The organism is Kitasatospora paranensis, from assembly GCF_039544005.1.
GTDB classification, from domain to species: Bacteria; Actinomycetota; Actinomycetes; order Streptomycetales; family Streptomycetaceae; genus Kitasatospora; species Kitasatospora paranensis.
On sequence record NZ_BAABKV010000001.1, the window covers coordinates 7,074,427 to 7,095,119 of the forward strand.

Sequence of the window (20,693 nt, forward strand, 5' to 3'; positions counted from 1 at the left end):
CCGGGGGCGGCGCGCTCGTGCGGCCGGCCGGCACATCGTGCGGCCGCATCGCACGCCCGGTGGGTATCCGAGCGCACGAGGAGCCAGCCATGCCCCGCACATCGAAGGCCGAGGCGCCGCTCGTCCTGGACGAGCCGGCGATCGAGGGCCGCTATGCCCGACTCGACGGGTACACCGTCGGTTTCGAGACGCACAAGGAGGACGCCGACCCGGCCGAGCTGTTCCGCGGGCTGCCCGGCGGCCGCTGCCCCTGCCCGCACTGGGGGCTGGTGGCGACCGGCCGGGTGGTCTTCCGGTACGCCGACCACGACGAGGAGTTCAGGGCGGGCGACGCCTACTACGCCGCGCCCGGCCACCTGCCGCTGATCTTCGCCGGCACCGAGCTGGTCGAGTTCAGCCCGGCCGCCGAGCTGGAGCGGACGATGGCGGCGATCGCCCGCGCCTTGCAGGGGGCGACGGCATGACCACCGGCACGCGCACCCGCACGGTCGAGGTGCTGGCGGACGCCCTGGTGGAGTTCCTGGAGACCGGCAGCGCGCCGGACGGGCTGTTCACCGCCGACGCGTTCTGCGACCTCAGCCTCCCGCAGTGGCGGCTGCAGGCCATCGGTCGCGACGAGCTGGTGGCGATGCGCCGCCAGAGCCATCCGGCGACCGGCACCGTGCCCCGCCGCCGGCTCGACGCGACGGCGACCGGCTTCGTGCTGGAGGTCGAGGAGCGCTGGCAGGACGCCGACGGCGACTGGTACTGCCGCGAACTGTTCCGCGCGGACGTCCGGGACGGGGCCGTCGCGCAGCTGTCGGTGTACTGCACCGGCGACTGGGACGCCGCCCGCCGGGAGCGCCATGCCCGCGAGGTGCGGTTGCCCAGACCCTGACGCCCCGCCAGCGGGCCCCGGTGCACCGGGCGGTGGCCCGGCGCGCCGGGGCGCCCGCACCTGCCCGGCTATTCCCGGTGACCGTCCGGTACCGGAGTGAAACAGACCACAGCACCGCCCCCTGATGCTGCGCGGCCGGTCGTGGCAGAATGACGTCAGAAGTAGTGACGTTCAGCGCACTCCGGGGTCGGTGAAAATCCGAACCGGCGGTTACAGTCCGCGACCCGTCCGCAGCCAGCGGCCGGTTGACCAGGTGAAATTCCTGGACCGACGGTTAAAGTCCGGATGGGAGGCGTGCGCGGCGGACGAGTGTGTCCGCGGTCCGACCAGGGCCGCGGTGTGCAGGTGGATCGGAGGGCTCTGCCCCGGCGAAGGCGCCGTGGCCGGGGTCCGTCGGTGTGCTGTCGTCCGCGTCATCTCCCTTGCCGCCCCGGAGTCCGCGCCCTAAGCGCGAGGAGTACCCGGGTGTTCACCGGCATCATCGAAGAGCTCGGCGAGGTCGTCTCCATCGAGGAGATCGGCGAGTCCTCGCGCATCCGCCTGCGTGGCCCGGTGGTCTGTTCCGGTGCCAAGCACGGCGACTCCATCGCGGTCAACGGCGTCTGCCTGACCGTCGTCGACAGCCCCGAGGAACTCGCCGCCGACACGGGCGAGTTCAGCGCCGACGTGATGGCCGAGACCCTGCACCGCTCCAGCCTCGGCGCGTTGAAGCCCGGCTCCCGGGTCAACCTGGAGCGCGCCATGGCGCTCGGCGCCCGGCTCGGCGGCCACCTCGTGCAGGGCCACGTCGACGCCACCGGCGAACTGCTCTCCCGCGCCCCCGGCGACCTCGACGCCGCCGGTCTGCCGCGCTGGGAGGTGCTGCGGTTCTCGCTGCCGCAGTCGATCACCCGCTACCTGGTGGAGAAGGGCTCGATCACCGTCGACGGCGTCAGCCTCACCGTGGTCGACGCGGCCCTGGACTCCTTCAGCGTCTCGCTCATCCCCGCCACCCTCGAACTGACCACGCTCGGCGCCAAGGCCCCCGGCGACCCGGTCAACCTCGAAGTGGACGTCCTCGCCAAGTACGTCGAGCGGCTGCTCGACACCCGGACCCTGCCCGAGCACCTCGCCAAGGACGCCTCGTGAACTGGCTCAGCAGCACCGCCTTCACCGCTTTCGGCCAGCACGTCGTGTGGGCGGACATGCTCGGCAACCTGCTCGGCCTCGCCGGCCTCGCGCTCGGCTGGCGCCGCAACGTCTGGAGCTGGCCCGTCCAGCTGCTCTCCGGCGCCGTCCTGATCGCCGCCTACCTCGGCGGGGCCTCGCCCAACCCCGGCCTGATCGGCAAGCAGGTCATCGTGATCGCCGCCGCCGCGTGGGGCTGGACCCGCTGGCAGCAGGGGCACCGCGCGAACGGCGGGATCGCCGTCCGGTTCGCCTCCTGGCGCGAGCGGGCGCTGCTGGCCGGCGCCCTCGGGCTGGGCACCGTCGCCCTGGCCGGCGTCTACTTCGCCAACCCCAGCTGGTCCTGGAGCCCGTGGGCGGACGCCTACATCTTCGTCGGCACGCTCGCCGCGATGTACGCGCAGGCCCGCGGCTGGGTGGAGTTCTGGTTCGCCTGGATCGCCGTCGACGTCGTCGGCGTCCCGCTCGCCTTCCACAGCGGCTACGCCTTCTCCGGCCTCACCTACAGCATCTACTTCGTGCTGGTGCTGCTCGGCCTGCGCGCCTGGTGGCTGAGCACCCGCACCACCCGTCCCTCGACCGCCAACGTCCCGCAGGGAGTCACGGCATGACCGCCAACCAGACCGACGACCTCGTCCTCGACCCGGTCGAGCGCGCCATCGCGGACATCGCCCTCGGCCGGGCCGTGATCGTGGTCGACGACGAGGACCGCGAGAACGAGGGCGACATCGTCTTCGCCGCCTCCGCCGCCACCCCCGAGCTGCTGGCCTTCACCATCCGGTACAGCTCCGGCGTGATCTGCGCCCCGATGACCGGCGACGAGCTCGACCGGCTCAAGCTGCCGCCGATGACGGTCGTCAACGAGGACCGCAAGGGCACCGCGTACAGCGTCTCGGTGGACGCCCGCGACGGTGTCGACACCGGGATCTCGGCCGCCGACCGGGCCCGGACGATCCGGCTGCTCGCCTCGCCGGGCACCGAGCCCGCCGACCTGACCCGGCCGGGCCACGTCTTCCCGCTGCGCGCCGCCGCCGGCGGCGTCCTGGTGCGGCCCGGCCACACCGAGGCCGCCGTCGACCTCTCCCGGCTCGCCGGCCTCGCCCCGGCCGGTGCGATCGCCGAGGTCGTCAACGACGACGGCACCATGGCCCGGCTGCCCGAGCTGGTCGCCTTCGCCCGCGAGCACGGCCTCGCGATCATCTCCATCGAGGACCTGATCGCCTACCGCCGCCGCACCGAGCTGCACGTCGGCCGGGCCGCGGTCACCGCGCTGCCCACGGAGTACGGGGACTTCACCGCGGTCGGCTACAAGGGCACCATCGACGGCGTCGAGCACCTCGCGCTGATCGCCGGCGGCCTCGACGCGGACGGCCGCCTCCCCGAGGGCGAGGACGTCCTCGTCCGGCTCCACTCGGAGTGCCTCACCGGCGACGTCCTCGGCTCGCTGCGCTGCGACTGCGGCCCGCAGCTGCAGGCCTCGCTGCGCCAGGTCGCCGAGGCCGGCCGCGGCGTCGTCCTCTACCTGCGCGGCCACGAGGGCCGCGGCATCGGCCTGGCCCACAAGCTGCGCGCCTACGAGCTCCAGGAGCAGGGCCGCGACACCGTGGACGCCAACCTGGACCTCGGCCTGCCCGCCGACGCCCGGGACTACTCGATCGGCGCCCAGATGCTCGCCGACCTCGGCGTGCGCTCGCTGACCCTGCTCAGCAACAACCCGCACAAGCAGGCGGCGCTCACCGAGCACGGCCTGAAGGTGAAGGGCCGGCTGCCGGTCGCCGTGCACGTCGGCGAGCACAACGAGCGCTACCTGCGCACCAAGCGGGACCGGATGGGCCACGACCTGCCGTGGCTCGACGCCGACTCCTGAACCACCCGCACCATCCGACCCACCCGACCCTGATCACAGAGGAAGTACGCACGTGAGCGGCCACGGAGCCCCCGAGCTGACCATCAAGAACTGCGCCGACCTGCGGGTCGCGGTGATCGCCGCGCAGTGGCACGTCCAGGTCATGGACGGCCTGCTGGACGGCGCCCACCGGGCGCTGAAGGAGCTCGGCATCGAGGAGCCGACCGTGCTGCGCGTGCCCGGCACCTTCGAGCTGCCGGTCGCCGCCAAGCACCTCGCCGAGCGCGGCTACGACGCCGTGGTCGCCCTCGGCGTGGTGATCCGCGGTGGCACGCCGCACTTCGACTACGTCTGCCAGGCCGCCACCTCGGGCCTCACCCAGGTCGCCGTCGACACCGGTGTCCCGGTCGGCTTCGGTGTGCTGACCTGCGACAACGAGCAGCAGGCGCTGGACCGCGCGGGCCTGCCGGACTCCGCCGAGGACAAGGGCCACGAGGCGGTCACCGCCGCCGTCGCGACCGCCGTCGCGCTGCGCGGGGTCACCGAGCCCTGGCGGTAACCGGCCGTCGGTCCATCCGACTGTCCACGGTCCGGAACCGTTTACCGTCGGTCAGCCCGCACCCCGTAAGGTGAGCTCATCATGGCTTCGAAGACATTCGAGGAGCTCTTCGCCGAGCTCCAGCAGAAGGCCGCCAGCGGCGACCCTCGTCCTCCCGTACCGCGCAGCTCGTCCAGCAGGGCGTCCATGCGATCGGCAAGAAGGTCGTCGAGGAGGCCGCCGAGGTCTGGATGGCCGCCGAGTTCCAGTCGGACGAGCAGACGGCCGAGGAGATCTCGCAGCTGCTGTACCACCTTCAGGTGATGATGATCGCCCGCGGGCTGACGCTCGACGACGTGTACGCCCACCTCTGACCGCCGTGCCAGCCATCCCTACCACAGCGAAGGACTCCCCTCCCATGCTCCGCATCGCCGTTCCCAACAAGGGTTCTCTCTCGGGTCCCGCGGCGGAGATGCTGCATGAGGCCGGCTACCGCCAGCGCAAGGACCCCAAGGAACTCGTGCTGGTCGACCCGGAGAACCAGGTCGAGTTCTTCTTCCTCCGCCCGCGCGACATCGCCGTCTACGTCGGCTCCGGCCGGCTCGACGTCGGGATCACCGGCCGCGACCTGCTGCTGGACTCCGGCGCGGACGCCGAGGAGGTGCTGGCGCTCGGCTTCGGCGGCTCCACCTTCCGCTTCGCCCGCCCGGTCGGCGTCGCCGTCGAGGACGTGCAGGGCCTGGAGGGCCTGCGGATCGCCACCTCCTACACCGGGCTGGTGGAGCAGCACCTCGCGGAGCAGGGCGTGAAGGCCACCGTCACCAAGCTGGACGGCGCGGTCGAGACCGCGGTGCAGCTCGGGGTCGCCGACGTCATCGCCGACGTGGTGGAGACCGGCACCAGCCTGCGCAACGCCGGTCTGGAGGTGTTCGGCGAGCCGATCCTGGTCTCCGACTCGGTGGTCATCCGGCCCAAGGGCGCCGGCGACGACGCCCGGGTGGAGCAGTTCCTGCGACGCCTGCAGGGTGTCCTGGTGGCCCGCCGCTACGTGCTGATGGACTACGACATCCGGGCCGAGCGGGTCGGCGACGCCGTCGCGCTCACCCCCGGCCTGGAGTCGCCGACCGTCTCGCCGCTGCACACCGAGGGCTGGGTGGCCGTCCGCGCCATGGTGCTCCGCAAGGAGGCCCAGCGGATCATGGACGACCTGTGGGCCATCGGCGCCCGGGCCATCCTCGTCACCAACATCCACGCCTGCCGTCTCTGACCGATCTCCGGGCGGGGGCCCACCGGCCCCCGCCCGCTCCACTGGAGCCACCGCGTTGTCCACCCCTGCCCCGCTGCCGGTGACCTGGTCCCCGCGCCGCAACCGCTACGTCCTGCTGCCGCTCTGCGCCGTGCTCGTGGTCGTCTTCACCGTGGTCGCCTTCGCGATGCCGGCCAACTGGCAGGCCAACGACCGGGTCGCCATGGTCTGCTGCGGCCTGCTGTTCGCCGCCGTCGGCCTGATGCTGGCCCGGCCCCGGGTGAGCGCCGACGACCAGGGCGTCACGGTGGTCAACTTCGTCCGCACCCGCCGGCTCGCCTGGGCCGAGATCCTCCGGGTCAACCTGCGCGCCGGCGACCCCTGGGTGGTCCTCGACCTCGCCGACGGCACCTCGCTCGCCGCGGTCGGCATCCAGCCCGCGGCCGGCCGGGAGCAGGCGATCAGCGCCGCCCGGTCGCTGCGCGACCTGGTCGACGACCGCGGTACGGCGCGGCGCTGAGGCGTCCGGGGCCGGGATCCCTACACTCGTTCGGTATCGTCTACGCTGGTAAAGCCGGGGCAAAGGACCGGCGCCGCCACGATCCGACCTGAGGAGTGCTCTCCCCGTCCATGGACGATCCGTCCGGTAGTACCCGCGCCGCCTCGCTTCCCGCCCGCGGAAGGCAGGCGGCACTGTGATCACCGCCTGGCTGCTGCTCGCCGCCGCACTGCTGCTCATCCTCGCCAACGGCCTCTTCGTCGCCGCCGAGTTCTCCTTCGTCACCGTGGAGCGCGGCAGTGTCGAGCGCGCCGCCCGCGCCGGCGACCGGCGCGCGGGCAAGCTCGCCGAAGCGCTGCGGCACCTCTCCTTCCAGCTCTCCGGCGCCCAACTCGGCATCACCGTCACCTCGCTGGTCGTCGGCATGCTCGCCGAGCCCGCCCTCTCCGTCCTGCTCTCCCCGGTGTTCACCGCGGTCGGCCTGTCCGAGTCGGCGGCCCGCGGCACCGCGGTGATCGTCGGCCTGGTCGGCGCCACCGTGCTGCAGATGGTCATCGGCGAGCTCGTCCCGAAGAACTGGGCGATCTCGCGGCCGCTCCAGGTCGCGTACGCCGTCGCCGCCCCGCAGCGCGCCTTCTCGGCCGCCTGCCGTCCGCTGATCAGCTTCCTGAACGGCTCGGCCGACCGGGTGGTCCGGGCGCTCGGCATCGAACCGCAGGAGGAGCTCGGGCACGCCCGCAGCCCTGCCGAACTCGTCGCCCTCGCCCGCCACTCGGCCCGGGCGGGCGCCATAGACCAGCAGTCCGCGACGCTGTTCGTGCGGACCTTCGGCCTCGGCGAGCTCACCGCCGAGAGCGTGATGACCCCGCGCGTCGACGTGGTGGCCCTCCACCACGACGCCACCGCCGCCGACGTGCTCAACCTGGCCCGGGCCACCGGCCTGTCCCGCTTCCCGGTGTACGTGCACAACCTCGACGAGGTCACCGGCACCGTCACGCTGAAGGACGCCCTCGGCGTCCCGGACGCGCGCCGCGGCCACACCCGGGTCGCCCACCTGGCGGTCGCACCGCTCCTCGTCCCGGAGACCCTGCCGGCCGAACTCCTGCTGGAGCGGCTGCGCCGCCAGCAGCCGATGGCCATCGTCGTCGACGAGTACGGCGGCACCGCCGGCGTGGTCACCGTCGAGGACATCGTGGAGGAGATCGTCGGCGAGGTGCAGGACGAGCACGACCCGGCCGATCTCCCCGATCTGCGCCCGATGCCCTCCGAGGACGGCCTGCCGGTCTGGGACGCCGACGGCCTCACCCGGATCGGCCAGCTGGAGGTGATCGGCCTCCAGGCCCCCGAGGGGCCCTACGAGACGCTCGGCGGGCTGCTCGCCGACCTGCTCGGCAAGCTGCCCGCCGTCGGCGAGCAGGCCGAACTTCCCGGCTGGCGCTTCACCGTGCTCGCCGTCGACCGCCACCGCACCGGCCGGGTCCGTATCCAGCGGATCGACCCCGACCTGGCCGGCGACTCCGAGGAGAAGCACCGATGACCGCGCTCCAGCTGACCGCTGCGGTGCTGCTGCTGCTCGGGAACGGCTTCTTCGTCGGCGCCGAGTTCGCCGTCATCTCGGTGCGCCGCAGCCAGATCGAGCCGCTCGCCGAGGCCGGCAACCGGCGGGCCCGCACGGTGCTGCACGCCCTGTCGAACGTCTCGGCGATGCTCGCCGCCGCACAGCTCGGCATCACCGTCTGCTCGCTGCTGCTCGGCGCGCTCGCCGAACCGACCATCGCCCACCTGCTGCACGGGCCGCTGCACGCGATCGGGGTGCCCACCTCGCTGATGCACCTGCTCAGCTACGTCATCGCGCTGACCCTGGTGGTCTTCCTGCACATGGTGATCGGCGAGATGGTGCCCAAGAACATCGCGCTGGCCGGCCCGGAGCGGGCGGCGCTCTGGCTCGGCCCGCCGCTCGACACCCTCGCCCGGCTGCTGACCCCGGTGATCCGCTTCCTGAACGCCTTCGCCAACGGCCTCCTGCACCTCCTGCGGGTCGAGACCAAGGACGAGGTCGAGTCGGTCTACAACAGCCAGCAGCTGCTGCTCCTGCTCGCCGACTCCCGCGACGCCGGACTGCTCGACGAGCGCCGCCAGGAACGCCTGGAGGACGCCCTCGAACTCGGCGAGCGCCCGGTCAGCGAGGTGCTGCTCACCCCGACCAGCTGGTCACCGTCCCCACCGGTGTGACCGCCCGGGAGATCGAGACCCTCGCCGTCCGCACCGGCTACTCGCGCTTCCCGGTGGCCGGCCCGGACGGCACGGTGACGGCCTACCTGCACCTCAAGGACATCCTCGACGTGGAGCACCCGGACGCGCCGATGCCGGAGCGGCTGCGCCGCCCGGTCACCGTGCTGCGGGCCAGCCTGCCGCTGGACGACGCGCTCGGCACCATGCGCCGCGCCGCCGCCCACATGGCCGCCGTGGTGGACCAGGACGGCCACCAGCTGGGCGTGGTGACCCTGGAGGACGTCCTGGAGGAGCTGGTGGGCGAGGTCCACGACCCGGACCACCGCGAGGCCGCGCACTGACACCGGCGCCCCGTCCGGCCGCCGCCGGCCGGGGCGTCACTCCTCGACCGGCACGCCGCCGGTCGCGGCGAACACCGCGCCGGCGCCGAGCTCCGTCGCCGCGGCGACCAGCAGCGGCACGGTGAGCCCGGCGTCCAGCAGCAGCGCGCCGACGGCGGCGCCGAACAGCATCGCCACGGCCGCCGCCAGGGCCGCCCGCGGGCGTCCAGCGCGGCGTGCACCCGGAGCAGGCCGGTCAGGCCGCGGGTGACCACGGTGGTGGGCAGGCCCGGTGCGGCGATCCGCAGCGTGGTCGCGTTGCGCCAGCCCATCGCGGCGGACAGGACGGAGATGACCGCCAGATCCCGGCCGGACGGCGAGGACGCCTGGCGGTCCAACCCGAGCGCGGCCAGCGCGGCGGCCACCAGCAGCACACCCACCCCGGTCACCGCGATCGGGGCCCACCGGGCGCCGCGTCGGCGCACCAGCCACAGGTTCGTCCAGTGCCCGCCGAACGCGCCCACCGCGAACGCGAGCAGGGCGATCCCCGAGCCGATGATCGACAGGTCCTCACCGGCCAGCCCGAAGCCCAGGAAGAGCACGTTGCCGGTCATCACGGCGGTGAACACCTTGCCGAGCCCGAGGAAGCTCACCGCCTCGACGACGCCGGTGACGACGGTGAGCAGCAGCAGTGCCGCGGTCTGCGGGTCGGGCCGGTGCAGGGTGGGGGTCACGCTCGTTGATACCAGCCGGGCCCCGGCGGCCAGCCCGCGCCTGGCGGCAGCCGCCCGGCCGTCACCGGAACGGCTCAGCCGGCGCGGCCGTCGATCAGCTCGCCGTAGGCCTGGAGCAGGTCGGGCAGCCGCAGGGTGGCGAGGTCCTCCCGGCTGGGCAGCTCGGCCTGGGCGGAGAGCCGCAGGTCGCGGTAGGCGCAGGACTTCTCGTACAGGGTGCGGATGAACCGGCCGTTGCCGAGCTCGTCTATCCATCCCTCGGTGACGACGTGCCCGCAGATCGAGGAGAGTTCCTCGGCGGCGTCGGTGTCCCACCCGTCGCCGCCGGTGAGGGCGAGGCTGCGGCCGATCTCGGTGAGCTCCGCGGGCCGGTAGCTGGGGAAGTCGACCCGGGTGGTGAAGCGGGAGTTGAGGCCCGGGTTGGCGGACAGCAGCCGGTTCATGCCCTCCGGGTAGCCGGCCAGGATGACCACCAGCCGGTCGCGGTTGTCCTCGGCGCGCTTCAGCAGTACCTGGAGCGCCTCGTCGCCGTAGGCGTCGCCCTTGCTGTAACCGGAGTTGGAGAGGCTGTACGCCTCGTCGATGAAGAGCACGCCGTCCAGGGCGGAGTCGATCAGCTCGTTCGCCTTGACCGCGGTCTGTCCGAGGAACTCGCCGACCAGGTCGGCCCGTTGGGCCTCGACCAGGTGGTCGCCGGAGAGCAGTCCGAGGGCGTGGAAGACCTGGCCGAGGATCCGGGCGACGGTGGTCTTGCCGGTGCCCGACGGGCCGGAGAAGACGAAGTGCCGCTTCGGCGGCTGGACGGGCAGCCCGCGCTCGGCCCGCAGCCGCGACATCCGCAGCTGCGCGGAGAGTGCTCTGACCTGGCGCTTGACCGGGTCGAGGCCGACCATCCGGGAGAGTTCCGCGAGGGCGGCCTCGAGTTCCTGCTGGCGGCCGGGCCCGATCGGTAGGGCCGTGGCCGGCCCGGCGGTCGGGGCGCCGTCGGCGGTACGCGGGGGAGCGGCGGTCAGGCCGTCGGCGGTGCCGGAGCGTTCGGCGACGGGTTCGCCGTACGGCCCGGCCGGCGCCTCGGCCGGCAGGCCGACCGGAGCGGCCGGGCCGCCGGCGGTGGGCAGCGCGGGCAGGTCCGGCAGGTCGGGCTGGTCCCCGTCCTCGGCGTACTCGCCGAAGGAGCCGAAGTCGGCCGCCTCGGGCAGGTCGGCGGCGGCGCCGGGCAGGGCCGCGGGCCCGGCGGTCTCCCACTCGGGTTCGGGCTCGGGGAGGACGGTGACGGTGTCCGCACCGTCCAGCAGGCCGTCCAGGGCGCCGTCCTCGGCCGTGATCGCGGCGAGCCGGGTGGCGGTGTCCATGAACGCCGGGTCGGCCCGGTGCACCGACCGGTAGAGCGGGAGCGCGGCGGCGCTGCGCCCGGCGCCCTCGTAGGCCCGGGCCAGCCAGTAGCGGAGTTCCTTGCGCTGCGGCTGCTCCGAGCGGCAGCGGGCCAGCGAGGCCGCGAGCGGTGCCTGGGCCTGGGCGCACATGTCGAGCCGGACTCTGGCCATGCCGCCGAAGAGCCCGGCCTCGATGCCGAGCACCGGGTCGTCGAGGAGCCGGTCGGTGTCGCGGATCAGCTGCTCCCAGTCCTTCACCAGGTAGGAGCGGCAGGCGTGCAGGAAGCGGACGGACGAGTCCTCGGCGGCGGGCGGGCAGTCCGCGAGGGCGCGGTCGAGTTCGGCGAGGTGGCGGCCGTCCAGCCAGTGCGAGGCGTGGGCGAGGGCGAGGTCGCGCTCGTCCTCCAGCACGGGCTGCACCCACCAGCCCAGCCAGTACCAGGAACTGAGCGGGCGCCGGTGGCGCGTGCGCTGCTCGCCGAAGCGGGCGCGGTGGCGGTGCATCGCGAGCAGGGCGCCGGCGGTGTCGCAGCGCAGGGCGTGCAGTCCGAGCCAGGCGTCGGCCATGCCGGGGTCGAGCCGGACGGCGGCCCGGAACTCCTCCTCCGCACGGGAGTAGGAACCCGCCGCGTAGGCGTCCATGCCGCGCAGCCATGCGCGGTCGGCCTGCCTGTGCGGCCCAGTGCCGCGGGAACCGTTACCGCTGTCCACCCTCACCCCACGCCCCCCGCCGTGCATCGAGGCCCGGCCGGCCGACGGATCGCCGGACGGACCGTCCGTCAGTTCGCGCAGCCCCCGGGCGCTTCCGCGCCTACCAGGAATCGTACCGGGGCCGGGCTGATCCGGAAGGGTGCCGCGCCGGGCCAAATATCCGTACCCGAGGGGCCGTTGGGCGCAAACCGGAGTGGCGGGCGGAAAGGGGACGGCATCTCCGGCTCACGGGGGAACAAGCCGGAGATGCCGCGTCTGTAGTTGCGAGATCAACCAATCTCGCGCCGTGAAGAAAGGTAGATCGTCGAGACGCCCCAGGTCAAGAGGGTGATGCGGGCTCACCGAGGGTGTCGTCGAGGATCCGTCCGGTGACCCCGTCCACCCGCAGATCGGCGTACGGCCGGGTCGGGTCGGTGGCGAAGTGCGCCCGCTCGGCCCGCGACCAGCCCGCCCAGAACGCTTCCAGGGCGGGGCCGTCGCGCAGCAGTCCGCGGGCGTTGGCCGTCGGGCCGTCAAGTTCCATCCACACCAGGCGGGCCAGCGCCGGGCGCACCGCCCGGCGGCCCGCACCCACCCTCCAGCAGGACCACCGGCGCGGCCTGCACCCGCCGGACGGGGCCGAACCGGCGCCGCGTCCAGTCGTACACCGGGTACGCCCCGGCCTCGCCGCGCGCGAACGGCTCCAGCACGCCGGCGCGCAGCCGCTCCGTCCAGCCGAACGGCTCCGCGTGCGTCGCCAGGTCGTCCAGGTGGACCACCGGCGCGCCCCCAGTGCTCGGGCCAGCCGTCCGGCGAAGGTGGTCTTGCCGGAGCCGGCGTGCCCGTCCACCGCGACCAGCCGGACGGGCCCCACGGAGGGTGGGAGCGCGCCCATGCGCGCGGCGAGATCGCCCAGGTCGGTCATGCCGCCAGCCTACGGCCGGGCCTGCGGCGGGCCCGCCGGGCGGCCGGTAGGCGGCCTCCGGCCCGCAGGCGGTGACGGAGCGGCGCGTTTCGGGCATACTCACTTCGCCAGGCTTGTGAACGGTCGTTCACCGCGATCCGGTGACGACCGACCTGACCTGCACCTTTCCGTGCCGGACCCGCCGAACCCGCGGACCGGCCCCGACCGAGGAGACGCCCCGCCATGAGCCTTCCCGCCACCAAGCCGGTGGACCGCCAGCTGCCCAGCGACGAGGCCCGTGAGCTGCTGACCCTCACCCGGGACCTCGTCGACCGCGAGCTCCGGCCGCGGGCCGCCGAGGACGAGGCGGCCGGCCGCTTCCCGCGGGAGGTCTTCGGCACCCTCGGCGAGGCCGGCCTGCTCTCGCTGCCGTACGCGGAGCAGTACGGCGGCGGCGACCAGCCCTACGAGGTCTACCTCCAGGTGCTGGAGGAGCTCGCCGCGGGGTGGCTGGCCGTCGGCCTCGGCGTCAGCGTCCACACCCTGTCCTGCCACGCCCTCGCCACCTTCGGCAGCGACGAGCAGCGCAAGCGCTGGCTGCCCGGGATGCTCGGCGGCGAGCAGCTGGGCGCCTACTGCCTCTCCGAGCCGCAGTCCGGCTCCGACGCGGCGGCCCTGCGCACCCGCGCCGACCTGGACGGCGACCAGTACGTGGTGAGCGGCACCAAGGCCTGGATCACCCACGGCGGGCACGCCGACTTCTACAGCGCCATGGTCCGGACGGGCGAGGACGGCGCGCGCGGCATCAGCTGCCTGCTGGTGCCCGGCGACGCCGCGGGCCTGAACCCCGCGCCGCCGGAGCACAAGATGGGCATGCGCTCCTCGCCCACCGCCCAGCTCCACTTCGACGGGGTGCGGGTGGACCGCGACCGGCTGGTCGGCGACGAGGGCCAGGGCTTCCAGATCGCCCTGGCGGCGCTGGACTCCGGCCGGCTCGGCATCGCCGCCTGCGCGGTCGGCGTCGCCCAGGCCGCGCTCGACCTCGCCGTCGACTACGCCCGGACGCGTCAGCAGTTCGGCCGGCCGATCGCCGACTTCCAGGGCCTGTCGTTCATGCTGGCCGACATGGCGACCCGGATAGAGGCCGGCCGCGCGCTGTACCTCGCCGCGGCCCGCCGCCGGGACGCCGGCCTCGCCTTCTCCAAGGAGGCGGCGATGGCCAAGCTGTTCTGCACCGACACCGCGATGCAGGTGGCCGTCGACGCCGTGCAGGTGCTCGGCGGGTACGGGTACACCCAGGACTACCCCGCCGAGCGGTACATGCGGGAGGCGAAGGTGCTGCAGATCGTCGAGGGCACCAACCAGATCCAGCGGCTGGTGATCGGACGGCACCTCACCGGGAAGTAGCGCCGGGCTCGACCGCCCGGCGCCCGATCCTCGCGCGCCGGGCGGTCAGCGCCGGGCGGAGCGGCCGCGCTGGGCGGGGATGCGCACCACCGGGCTGTCGCCGGGGGCGCCCGCGTGCGAGAACGGCTGAGTGCGCCAGTCGAGTTCGGCCGGCAGACTGAGAAGGGCGGCGAGCCCAGCGCCGCCGTCCTCGGCGGCCTCCTCGCACTCGGCGAGCTCGTCGGTGGCGGCACCGGTGCCGGGGCAGAGCGCCGCGGCGAAGGGGTGCCAGGCGGTGGGCAGCACGGCGTGCTGCGGGAGCCGCTCCTCGTCGCCGACCAGGGCGATCGGCCGGTCGCACGCGGGGCAGTGCACCCGGACGATCTCCCACGTCTCGGCGTCGCCCGGGTCCACCCCGAGCAGGTACTCCGACTCGGTGCGTTCCTCGTCCTCGCTGCGCGCGCGGTGGTCAGTAGCAGGCATGTGATCCCCCTCGGATCCGGCCGGCCGTCGTGTCGGCCCCGGCCATCAGCAGCATTTCCCTCCGACGGGGTGTCATAACCCTGCACCGCGGTGCACGGTGATGCACGGAGTGTGTCCTTCGCCACATCCCGGTGGCATGTGCCCCCGGATGCGCCCCCGGTGCCACCACCGCGCCGCAGACGGGCCACCGCCGGATCGAGTAGGTTTGCGCGTTGTGGAGGATCTCGACCAGCGCATCGTCCAGCTGCTCCTCGAGGACGGCCGGATGAGCTACACGGACCTGGGCAAGGCCACCGGCCTGTCCACCTCGGCGGTGCACCAGCGGGTGCGCCGCCTGGAGCAGCGCGGCGTGATCCGCGGCTACACCGCGATCATCGACCCGGAGGCGGTGAACCTCGCGCTGACCGCGTTCATCTCGGTCAAGCCGTTCGACCCCAGCGCCCCCGACGACACGCCGGACCGCCTGGTCGGCCTGCCCGAGATCGAGGCCTGCCACAGCGTCGCCGGCGACGAGAACTACATCCTCAAGGTCCGCGTCGGCGCCCCCGGCGACCTGGAGGACCTGCTCGCCCGGATCCGCTCCGCCGCGGGCGTCTCCACCCGCACCACCGTCGTGCTCTCCACCCCGTACGAGGCGCGCCCCCGAAACTCTGACCCGCCCGGCCCGGGGTGCAGACTGGGGCCCATGACCGAACGCACCAACCGGACCGTGCTGCTCAGAGGCGGCAACGTCTACAGCCCCGCCGACCCCTTCGCCACCGCGATGCTCGTCGAGGGCGAACACATCGCCTGGGTCGGCAGCGACGGTGCCGCCGAGGCCTACGCGGCCACCGCCGACGAGGTGGTGGAGCTCGCCGGTGCCCTGGTCACCCCGGCCTTCGTCGACGCCCACGTGCACGCCACCTCCGCAGGGCTCGCCCTCACCGGCCTGGACCTCACCGGCTGCCCCTCGCTGGCCGAGGCGCTGCGCCGGATCACCGAAGCGGCGCAGGCCGGCGACGGTGTCCTGATCGGCCACGGCTGGGACGAGACCGGCTGGCCCGAGGGCCGGCCGCCGACCCTCGCCGAACTGGACGCCGCCACCGCCGGCCGCGCGGCCTACCTCTCGCGCACCGACGTGCACTCCGCGCTCGCCTCGACCGCCCTGCGCGCCCTCGCCGAGGGCCTGGACGCGCTCGCGGGCCACCACCCGGACGGCCCGCTGAGCCAGGCCGCCCACCACGCGGTGCGCCGCGCCGCGCTCGCCCACCTGACGCCCGCCCAGCGCCGCGCCGCCCAGCAGGCCACCCTGGCCCGCGCGGCCGAGCTCGGCATCGGCGCCCTCCACGAGTGCGCCGGCCCCGACATCTCCTCCGAGGCCGACCTCGCCGAGCTGCTCGCGCTCGCCGCAGAGGCTGCCGGCCCCGAGGTCTTCGGCTACTGGGGCGAACTCGGCGCCGTCGACACCGCCCGCCGGCTCGGCGCCGTCGGCGCCGCCGGCGACCTGTTCGTCGACGGCGCGCTCGGCTCGCGGACGGCCTGCCTGCACGCGCCCTACCGCGACGCGGGCCACACCGGCACCGCCTACCTGACCGCCGATCAGGTCGCCGACCACGTCGTGGCCTGCACCGAGGCCGGCCTGCAGGCCGGGTTCCACGCCATCGGCGACGCCGCCCTGGACACGGTCGTCACGGGTGTGCGGGCCGCCGCCGACCGGGTCGGCCTCGCCGCCGTCCGGGCCCGGCGCCACCGGATCGAGCACGCCGAGGCGCTGGACGACAAGTCCGTCGCCGCCTTCGCCGAGCTCGGCCTGACCGCCTCGGTGCAGCCGGCCTTCGACGCCGCCTGGGGCGGCCCGGAGGGGATGTACGCGCAGCGGCTGGGGGCCGAGCGGGCCGCCGCGCTCAACCCGTTCGCCGCGCTGCTGAAGGCCGGTGTCCCGCTGGCCTTCGGCTCGGACGCGCCGGTGACCCCGCTCGACCCGTGGGGCGCGGTCCGCGCCGCGGCCTTCCACCGCACCCCCGAGCACCGGATCTCGGTGCGGGCCGCGTTCACCGCGCACACCCGCGGCGGCTGGCGGGCCCTGGGCCGGGACGCCGACGGTGTCCTGGTGCCCGGCGCGGTCGCCAGCTACGCGATCTGGGCGGTCGGCGAGCTCGTCGTACAGGCGCCCGACTCCCGGGTCGCGGGCTGGTCCACCGACCCGCGCTCGGGCACCCCCGGCCTGCCCGACCTGACCCCCGGCGGAGCGCTCCCGGCCTGTCTGCGCACCGTCGTCCGGGGCCGCACCGTGCACCTGGCCTGACCTCCGCGGCCCATCGGGGGCGGGCGGACCGGCTGCCGGTCCGCCCGCCCCCGCCGCATGTCCGGGGGCCGCGCGCGACGCTCCGTGCACAGGCGTATCGTCGGTACGAAACCGTTTCGTTCCACGCCGTTCGCCGGGAGGTCGCCGTCATGCCGGACGCCGAGCCGAGGGCCCGCCGCAGCAGGCTCTCCGAGGACCGCGAACGCGAGCTCCACAGCGCCGTCATCGACCTGCTCCGCGAAGCCGGGTACGACGCGCTCACCATGGACGCCATCGCCGCGCGCACCCGCTCCAGCAAGGCCACCCTCTACCGCCAGTGGGGCGGCAAGCCCGAACTCGTCGTCGCCGCCCTGCGCAGCTGCCGCCCGATCACGGCCGCCGACATCGACACCGGCACCCTCCGCGGCGACCTGCACGAACTCGTCCGGCTGCGCTGCGGCACCTCCGTCCGGGACGCCTCCCTGATGCGCGCCCTCGGCCAGGCCCTGCACAAGGACCCGGACCTGATGCGGGCCTTCCGCACCCTCGTCGTCGAGCCCGAGAACGCCGCACTGGACACCATGCTCCGGCGCGGCGCCGACCGCGGCGAGATCACCCCCGGCCGACCCGCCGCCCGCTTCGTGCCGCACATGGTGCTCGGCGCGCTGGCCGCCCGCCCGCTGCTGGAGGGCGCCGAGGCCGACCCGGCCTACCTCGCGGAGTACGTCGACGCGGTCGTCCTCCCCGCGCTCGGCCTCTGAGCCCCGCCCGCACCCCGCCCCGCGCGTGACCCGCCGACCCGACCCGACAGGACGCCCATGCCCCTCGACGTCCGGCCGCCTGCCGAGCAGGCCGCCGACCGCCGCCCACCGCTGCTGCGCGAACTGCTGCTCATCGGCGCGCTCTACACCGTGTACCGGCTCGGCCGGATCGCCGCCGAGGGACACGTCCCGCGGGCGTTCCGCAACGCCGGCGACGTCTGGCAGCTGGAGCGCTTCCTGCACCTGCCCGACGAGGACGACGTCCAGCGCGTCCTGCTCCACAGCGACCTGCTGATCCACGCCGCCAACGCCTTCTACGCCACCGTGCACTTCCCGGCCACCGTGCTCTTCCTGGTCTGGACGTACTGGCGCCGCCCGGCCCACTACGTCTGGATACGCCGGGTCCTCACCGCGCTGACCGGCGCCGGCCTGGCCCTGCACCTGCTGCTGCCGCTCGCCCCGCCCCGGATGCTCGACGTCACCGGCCTGATCGACACCGCGCAGGTCTACGGGCCGACGGTCTACGGCGACCCGGACACCGACAGCCTCTCCAACCAGTTCGCCGCGATGCCCTCGCTGCACGTCGGCTGGGCCCTGACCGTCGCGGTCGGGCTGATCGCCGCCACCCGCAGCCGCTGGCGGTGGCTCTGGCTGCTGCACCCGGCCGTCACCTACCTGGTGGTCGTCGGCACGGCCAACCACTACTGGCTGGACGGCATCGTCGCGATCGCCCTCACCGGGGCGGCCCTGCTGCTGCTCAGACCGCCCGGCCGCACCCCGTCGGACGCCCCCGGCTGCCCGGACCGCGCGCCCCGATCCCGGCGTCCGTGCCCGCGTCCTGAGGCCCGCCCGCGCCCTGTGACCGCCGCCACCCCGTCGTCCGCGGCCGCACCCATCCGGGGTACCGTCTTGGCACGGCACCCGAGTCCGGGCGAGCCGATGACATGGGCGGCACAGCAAGAGAGATGGTGCGCAGGTGGCACTGCCGGTGGAACAGGAGCAGCCGGTGGCGGACGAGGAAGCGACGGCCGCACCGACCCGGCCGGGACGCCTGGCGCGGATCCGGGCCGGCCTGCCCAGGACGGCCCTGGCCGCCCTCTGCGGCCTGCTGTCCGCCGCCGCCTTCCCGCCCTACGACCTGTGGCCGCTGTCCATCGTGGGCGTCGCCGCGCTCTCGCTGCTCACCCGGGGCCGCACCCTGCGCCAGGGCGCCTGGACGGGCTTCGCGTACGGCCTGCCGTTCTTCCTCGGGCTGCTGTCGTGGCTGCGGGTGGTCGGCTGGGACGCCACCGTCGGCCTCTCGGTGATCGAGGCGCTGTTCCTGGCGGCGCTCGGCGCCGCCCTGGCCGCGGTCTCCCGGCTGCGCACCTGGCCGCTCTGGGCGGCCTGCCTCTGGGTGACCCAGGAGTGGGCCCGCGACCGCCTCCCGCTGGGCGGCTTCCCCTGGGGGCGGCTCGCCTTCGCCAACACCGCCAGCCCGTTCACCCCGCTCGCCGCGCTCGGCGGCGCCCCGCTGGTGACCTTCGCCGTCGCGCTGAGCGGCACCCTGCTGGCCTGGGCGGTGCTGCGGCTGCGCGGCCCGCGCCGGGCCCCGCGCGCGGCCGCGCTGGCCTGCCTCGGCGCCATCGCCTCGCTGCTGGCCGGACTGGTCGTGCCGGTGCCCACCAAGGGCGCCGACACCCTGAAGGTCGCGCTGATCCAGGGCAACGTGGCGCACCCCGGCATGGACTTCCTCGGCCGCCCGATGCAGGTCCTGGACAACCACGCGACCGAGACCGAGAAGCTCGCCGCCGACATCGCCGCCGGCCGGGCCCCAAGCCGGACGTGGTGATCTGGCCCGAGAACGCCTCGGACCTCGACCCGTTCTCCGTCCCCGAGGCGTACGTCCGGATCGACCAGGCGGTCAAGGCCGTCGGCGTGCCCACTCTGGTCGGCGCGCTGGTCGACGGGCCGGACGCCCAGCACGTCCAGAACGAGGGCATCGTCTGGAGCCCCACCACCGGCCCGGGCGCCTCGTACACCAAGCAGCACCCGGTGCCGTTCGGCGAGTTCGTGCCCTTCCGTGCGGAGCTGTCCAAGGTGATCACCCGGCTGCAGCGGGTCGCCCGGGACTTCTACCCCGGCGACCACAACGGCGTCATGCAGCTCGGCCCGGCGCGGATCGGCGACGTGATCTGCTTCGAGGTCGCCTACGACGAGATCGTCCGCGACACCGTCGACGACGGCGGCCGGGTGCTGGTCGTGCAGACCAACAACGCCACCTACAACCGCACCGGCCAGACCGAGCAGCAGCTCGCGATGAGCCGCCTGCGCGCCGTCGAGCACGGCCGGGCCGTGCTGATCGCCGCGACCAGCGGCATCAGCGCCGTGATCGCGCCGGACGGCTCGGTGCTCCAGCAGACCAAGGAGCTCACGCCCGCGATCATCAACGCCTCCGTACCGCTGCGCGACTCCCGCACCGTCGCCGACCGGGTGGGGGCCGGGCCCGAGTGGGCACTCGCCCTCGCGGGCCTGCTGGCCTGCGGTGCGGTCGCGGCGGGCGCCGTCCGCCGCCGCCGTTCCGGCGGAACACCTGCGCAGCCGGAGCCGTTGGACCAGGTGGTGCCTTAGGGCCCGTCCGCCTGCCGCCGCGCGCACGGCCGGACGCGCCCCAGCCGCGGCCGGAGGTGCCGGCCGCCGTGCCCCCGGGCGCGCCGGAACGCACCACGACGGAGTGGATCCCTACCGTGACCCAGCAAGACTCACCGGCCCGTCCCGCCCCGCGCAGCCTGCTGCGGCGGGTGACGCCCCTGCTGATCGCCGCCTGGCTCGTGCTGGAGATCTGGCTGCTCACCGTGGTCGCCTCGCAGCTGGGCTGGTTCACCGTGCTGGTGCTGCTGCTCGCCGGTGTGTTCCTCGGCGGATGGGTGATCAAGCGGGCCGGGCGCCGGGCCTTCGCCGCGCTGGTCGAGCAGAGCCGTGACCCCAAGCCGCAGCAGGCCCAGACCTCGACCAGCCTCACCGTGCTGGCCGGCGTGCTGCTGATCCTGCCGGGTCTGCTGTCCGACGTGCTGGCGCTGACCCTGCTCTTCCCGCCGACCCGGGCGCTGTGGCGGATGGCGGCCCGCCGGCTGGCCGCCGGAGCCCTGCGGTCGACGGCCCCGGTGGGTGCGGACCGCTTCGCCGACGCGGTGCGCCTGCAGGAGCAGCTGCGTATCCACCGGCCGGACGGCAAGATCGTCCAGGGCGAGGTGGTGGAGCCGGGGCCCGGCGGGCCGCGCCCGGACACCGAGTACCGCCCGCCGATCACCGGCTGACCGCGGTCACCGCCTGAGCGCCGTCACCACCTGACCGCGAGCACGACCGCGAGCACGACGGAGGGCCCCGGCTGCGCT

16 protein-coding genes, 7 pseudogenes and 1 riboswitch are annotated in these 20,693 nt (G+C 74.4%); of the genes and pseudogenes, 18 read left to right on the forward strand and 5 right to left on the reverse strand.

The window, feature by feature from the left end:
* The first annotated feature begins 89 nt into the window (after positions 1 to 89).
* From ABEB13_RS33635 to ABEB13_RS33685, 11 genes and pseudogenes are all read left to right on the forward strand, one after another.
* Entirely contained in the window at positions 90 to 464 is a 375-nt protein-coding gene (locus ABEB13_RS33635; protein ID WP_345708491.1) for a cupin domain-containing protein, read from the forward strand.
* Positions 461 to 877: a hypothetical protein gene (locus tag ABEB13_RS33640; RefSeq protein WP_345708492.1), complete on the forward strand. Its 417-nt coding sequence runs from the start codon at positions 461 to 463 to the stop codon at positions 875 to 877. The genes ABEB13_RS33635 and ABEB13_RS33640 overlap by 4 nt, the downstream gene beginning before the upstream one ends.
* A gap of 173 nt (positions 878 to 1,050) precedes the next feature.
* Positions 1,051 to 1,178, forward strand: a riboswitch (FMN riboswitch).
* Between the two features lie 164 nt (positions 1,179 to 1,342).
* Positions 1,343 to 2,005: a riboflavin synthase gene (locus ABEB13_RS33645; RefSeq protein WP_345708493.1), complete on the forward strand. Its 663-nt coding sequence runs from the start codon at positions 1,343 to 1,345 to the stop codon at positions 2,003 to 2,005.
* Positions 2,002 to 2,655, forward strand: coding sequence for a nicotinamide mononucleotide transporter family protein (locus ABEB13_RS33650; protein WP_345708494.1), 654 nt, complete (start codon positions 2,002 to 2,004; stop codon positions 2,653 to 2,655). The genes ABEB13_RS33645 and ABEB13_RS33650 overlap by 4 nt, the downstream gene beginning before the upstream one ends.
* Positions 2,652 to 3,911 carry a bifunctional 3,4-dihydroxy-2-butanone-4-phosphate synthase/GTP cyclohydrolase II gene (locus ABEB13_RS33655; protein WP_345708495.1) on the forward strand — a complete coding sequence of 420 codons (1,260 nt, stop codon included), beginning with the start codon at positions 2,652 to 2,654 and terminating at the stop codon, positions 3,909 to 3,911. The genes ABEB13_RS33650 and ABEB13_RS33655 overlap by 4 nt, the downstream gene beginning before the upstream one ends.
* 52 nt (positions 3,912 to 3,963) lie before the next feature.
* Positions 3,964 to 4,449, forward strand: coding sequence for a 6,7-dimethyl-8-ribityllumazine synthase (gene ribH / locus ABEB13_RS33660; RefSeq protein ID WP_345708496.1), 486 nt, complete (start codon positions 3,964 to 3,966; stop codon positions 4,447 to 4,449).
* 81 nt (positions 4,450 to 4,530) lie between these two features.
* Positions 4,531 to 4,802: pseudogene (locus ABEB13_RS33665) on the forward strand (phosphoribosyl-ATP diphosphatase).
* 44 nt (positions 4,803 to 4,846) lie between these two features.
* The gene (hisG, locus tag ABEB13_RS33670) at positions 4,847 to 5,695 is read left to right on the forward strand and encodes an ATP phosphoribosyltransferase (RefSeq protein WP_345708497.1); all 849 of its coding nucleotides are present in this window, start codon (positions 4,847 to 4,849) and stop codon (positions 5,693 to 5,695) included.
* Between the two features lie 55 nt (positions 5,696 to 5,750).
* Entirely contained in the window at positions 5,751 to 6,194 is a 444-nt protein-coding gene (locus ABEB13_RS33675; protein ID WP_100887337.1) for a PH domain-containing protein, read from the forward strand.
* A gap of 175 nt (positions 6,195 to 6,369) precedes the next feature.
* Positions 6,370 to 7,710, forward strand: a complete 1,341-nt coding sequence (locus tag ABEB13_RS33680) for a hemolysin family protein (RefSeq protein WP_345708498.1) — start codon at positions 6,370 to 6,372, stop codon at positions 7,708 to 7,710.
* Positions 7,707 to 8,746: pseudogene (locus ABEB13_RS33685) on the forward strand (hemolysin family protein). The gene ABEB13_RS33680 and the pseudogene ABEB13_RS33685 overlap by 4 nt, the downstream one beginning before the upstream one ends.
* Positions 8,747 to 8,782: 36 nt before the next feature.
* Here ABEB13_RS33685 and ABEB13_RS33690 read toward each other — a convergent pair.
* The 4 genes and pseudogenes from ABEB13_RS33690 to ABEB13_RS33705 all read right to left on the reverse strand — a co-directional run bounded on the left by ABEB13_RS33690 (position 8,783) and on the right by ABEB13_RS33705 (position 12,447).
* On the reverse strand, positions 8,783 to 8,923 hold the full coding sequence (locus ABEB13_RS33690) for a hypothetical protein (protein ID WP_345708499.1): 141 nt from the start codon (positions 8,921 to 8,923) through the stop codon (positions 8,783 to 8,785).
* A gap of 86 nt (positions 8,924 to 9,009) precedes the next feature.
* A pseudogene (locus ABEB13_RS40850) lies at positions 9,010 to 9,459 on the reverse strand (YoaK family protein); the annotation flags it as partial.
* Positions 9,460 to 9,533: 74 nt separating this feature from the next.
* Positions 9,534 to 11,474, reverse strand: a complete 1,941-nt coding sequence (locus tag ABEB13_RS33700; protein ID WP_345708501.1) for an AAA family ATPase — start codon at positions 11,472 to 11,474, stop codon at positions 9,534 to 9,536.
* Between the two features lie 388 nt (positions 11,475 to 11,862).
* Positions 11,863 to 12,447 (reverse strand): annotated as a pseudogene (locus ABEB13_RS33705) (uridine kinase family protein).
* Between the two features lie 222 nt (positions 12,448 to 12,669).
* Here ABEB13_RS33705 and ABEB13_RS33710 point away from each other — a divergent pair.
* The gene (locus tag ABEB13_RS33710) at positions 12,670 to 13,833 is read left to right on the forward strand and encodes an acyl-CoA dehydrogenase family protein (RefSeq protein ID WP_100887331.1); all 1,164 of its coding nucleotides are present in this window, start codon (positions 12,670 to 12,672) and stop codon (positions 13,831 to 13,833) included.
* A gap of 45 nt (positions 13,834 to 13,878) precedes the next feature.
* Here ABEB13_RS33710 and ABEB13_RS33715 read toward each other — a convergent pair whose 3' ends face one another.
* Positions 13,879 to 14,295: a hypothetical protein gene (locus ABEB13_RS33715; RefSeq protein WP_345708502.1), complete on the reverse strand. Its 417-nt coding sequence runs from the start codon at positions 14,293 to 14,295 to the stop codon at positions 13,879 to 13,881.
* A gap of 148 nt (positions 14,296 to 14,443) precedes the next feature.
* Between ABEB13_RS33715 and ABEB13_RS33720 the strand changes: the two are divergent.
* From ABEB13_RS33720 to fxsA, 6 genes and pseudogenes are all read left to right on the forward strand, one after another.
* A pseudogene (locus ABEB13_RS33720) lies at positions 14,444 to 14,908 on the forward strand (Lrp/AsnC family transcriptional regulator); the annotation flags it as partial.
* Between the two features lie 72 nt (positions 14,909 to 14,980).
* Positions 14,981 to 16,579: an amidohydrolase gene (locus ABEB13_RS33725; RefSeq protein WP_345709914.1), complete on the forward strand. Its 1,599-nt coding sequence runs from the start codon at positions 14,981 to 14,983 to the stop codon at positions 16,577 to 16,579.
* Positions 16,580 to 16,728: 149 nt separating this feature from the next.
* On the forward strand, positions 16,729 to 17,319 hold the full coding sequence (locus tag ABEB13_RS33730; RefSeq protein ID WP_345708503.1) for a TetR/AcrR family transcriptional regulator: 591 nt from the start codon (positions 16,729 to 16,731) through the stop codon (positions 17,317 to 17,319).
* Positions 17,320 to 17,376: 57 nt separating this feature from the next.
* Positions 17,377 to 18,012, forward strand: a pseudogene (locus ABEB13_RS33735) (phosphatase PAP2 family protein); the annotation flags it as partial.
* A gap of 283 nt (positions 18,013 to 18,295) precedes the next feature.
* A pseudogene (gene lnt, locus ABEB13_RS33740) lies at positions 18,296 to 19,929 on the forward strand (apolipoprotein N-acyltransferase).
* Between the two features lie 116 nt (positions 19,930 to 20,045).
* Positions 20,046 to 20,615, forward strand: a complete 570-nt coding sequence (gene fxsA, locus ABEB13_RS33745) for an FxsA family membrane protein (RefSeq protein WP_345709915.1) — start codon at positions 20,046 to 20,048, stop codon at positions 20,613 to 20,615.
* Positions 20,616 to 20,693: the final 78 nt, after the last annotated feature.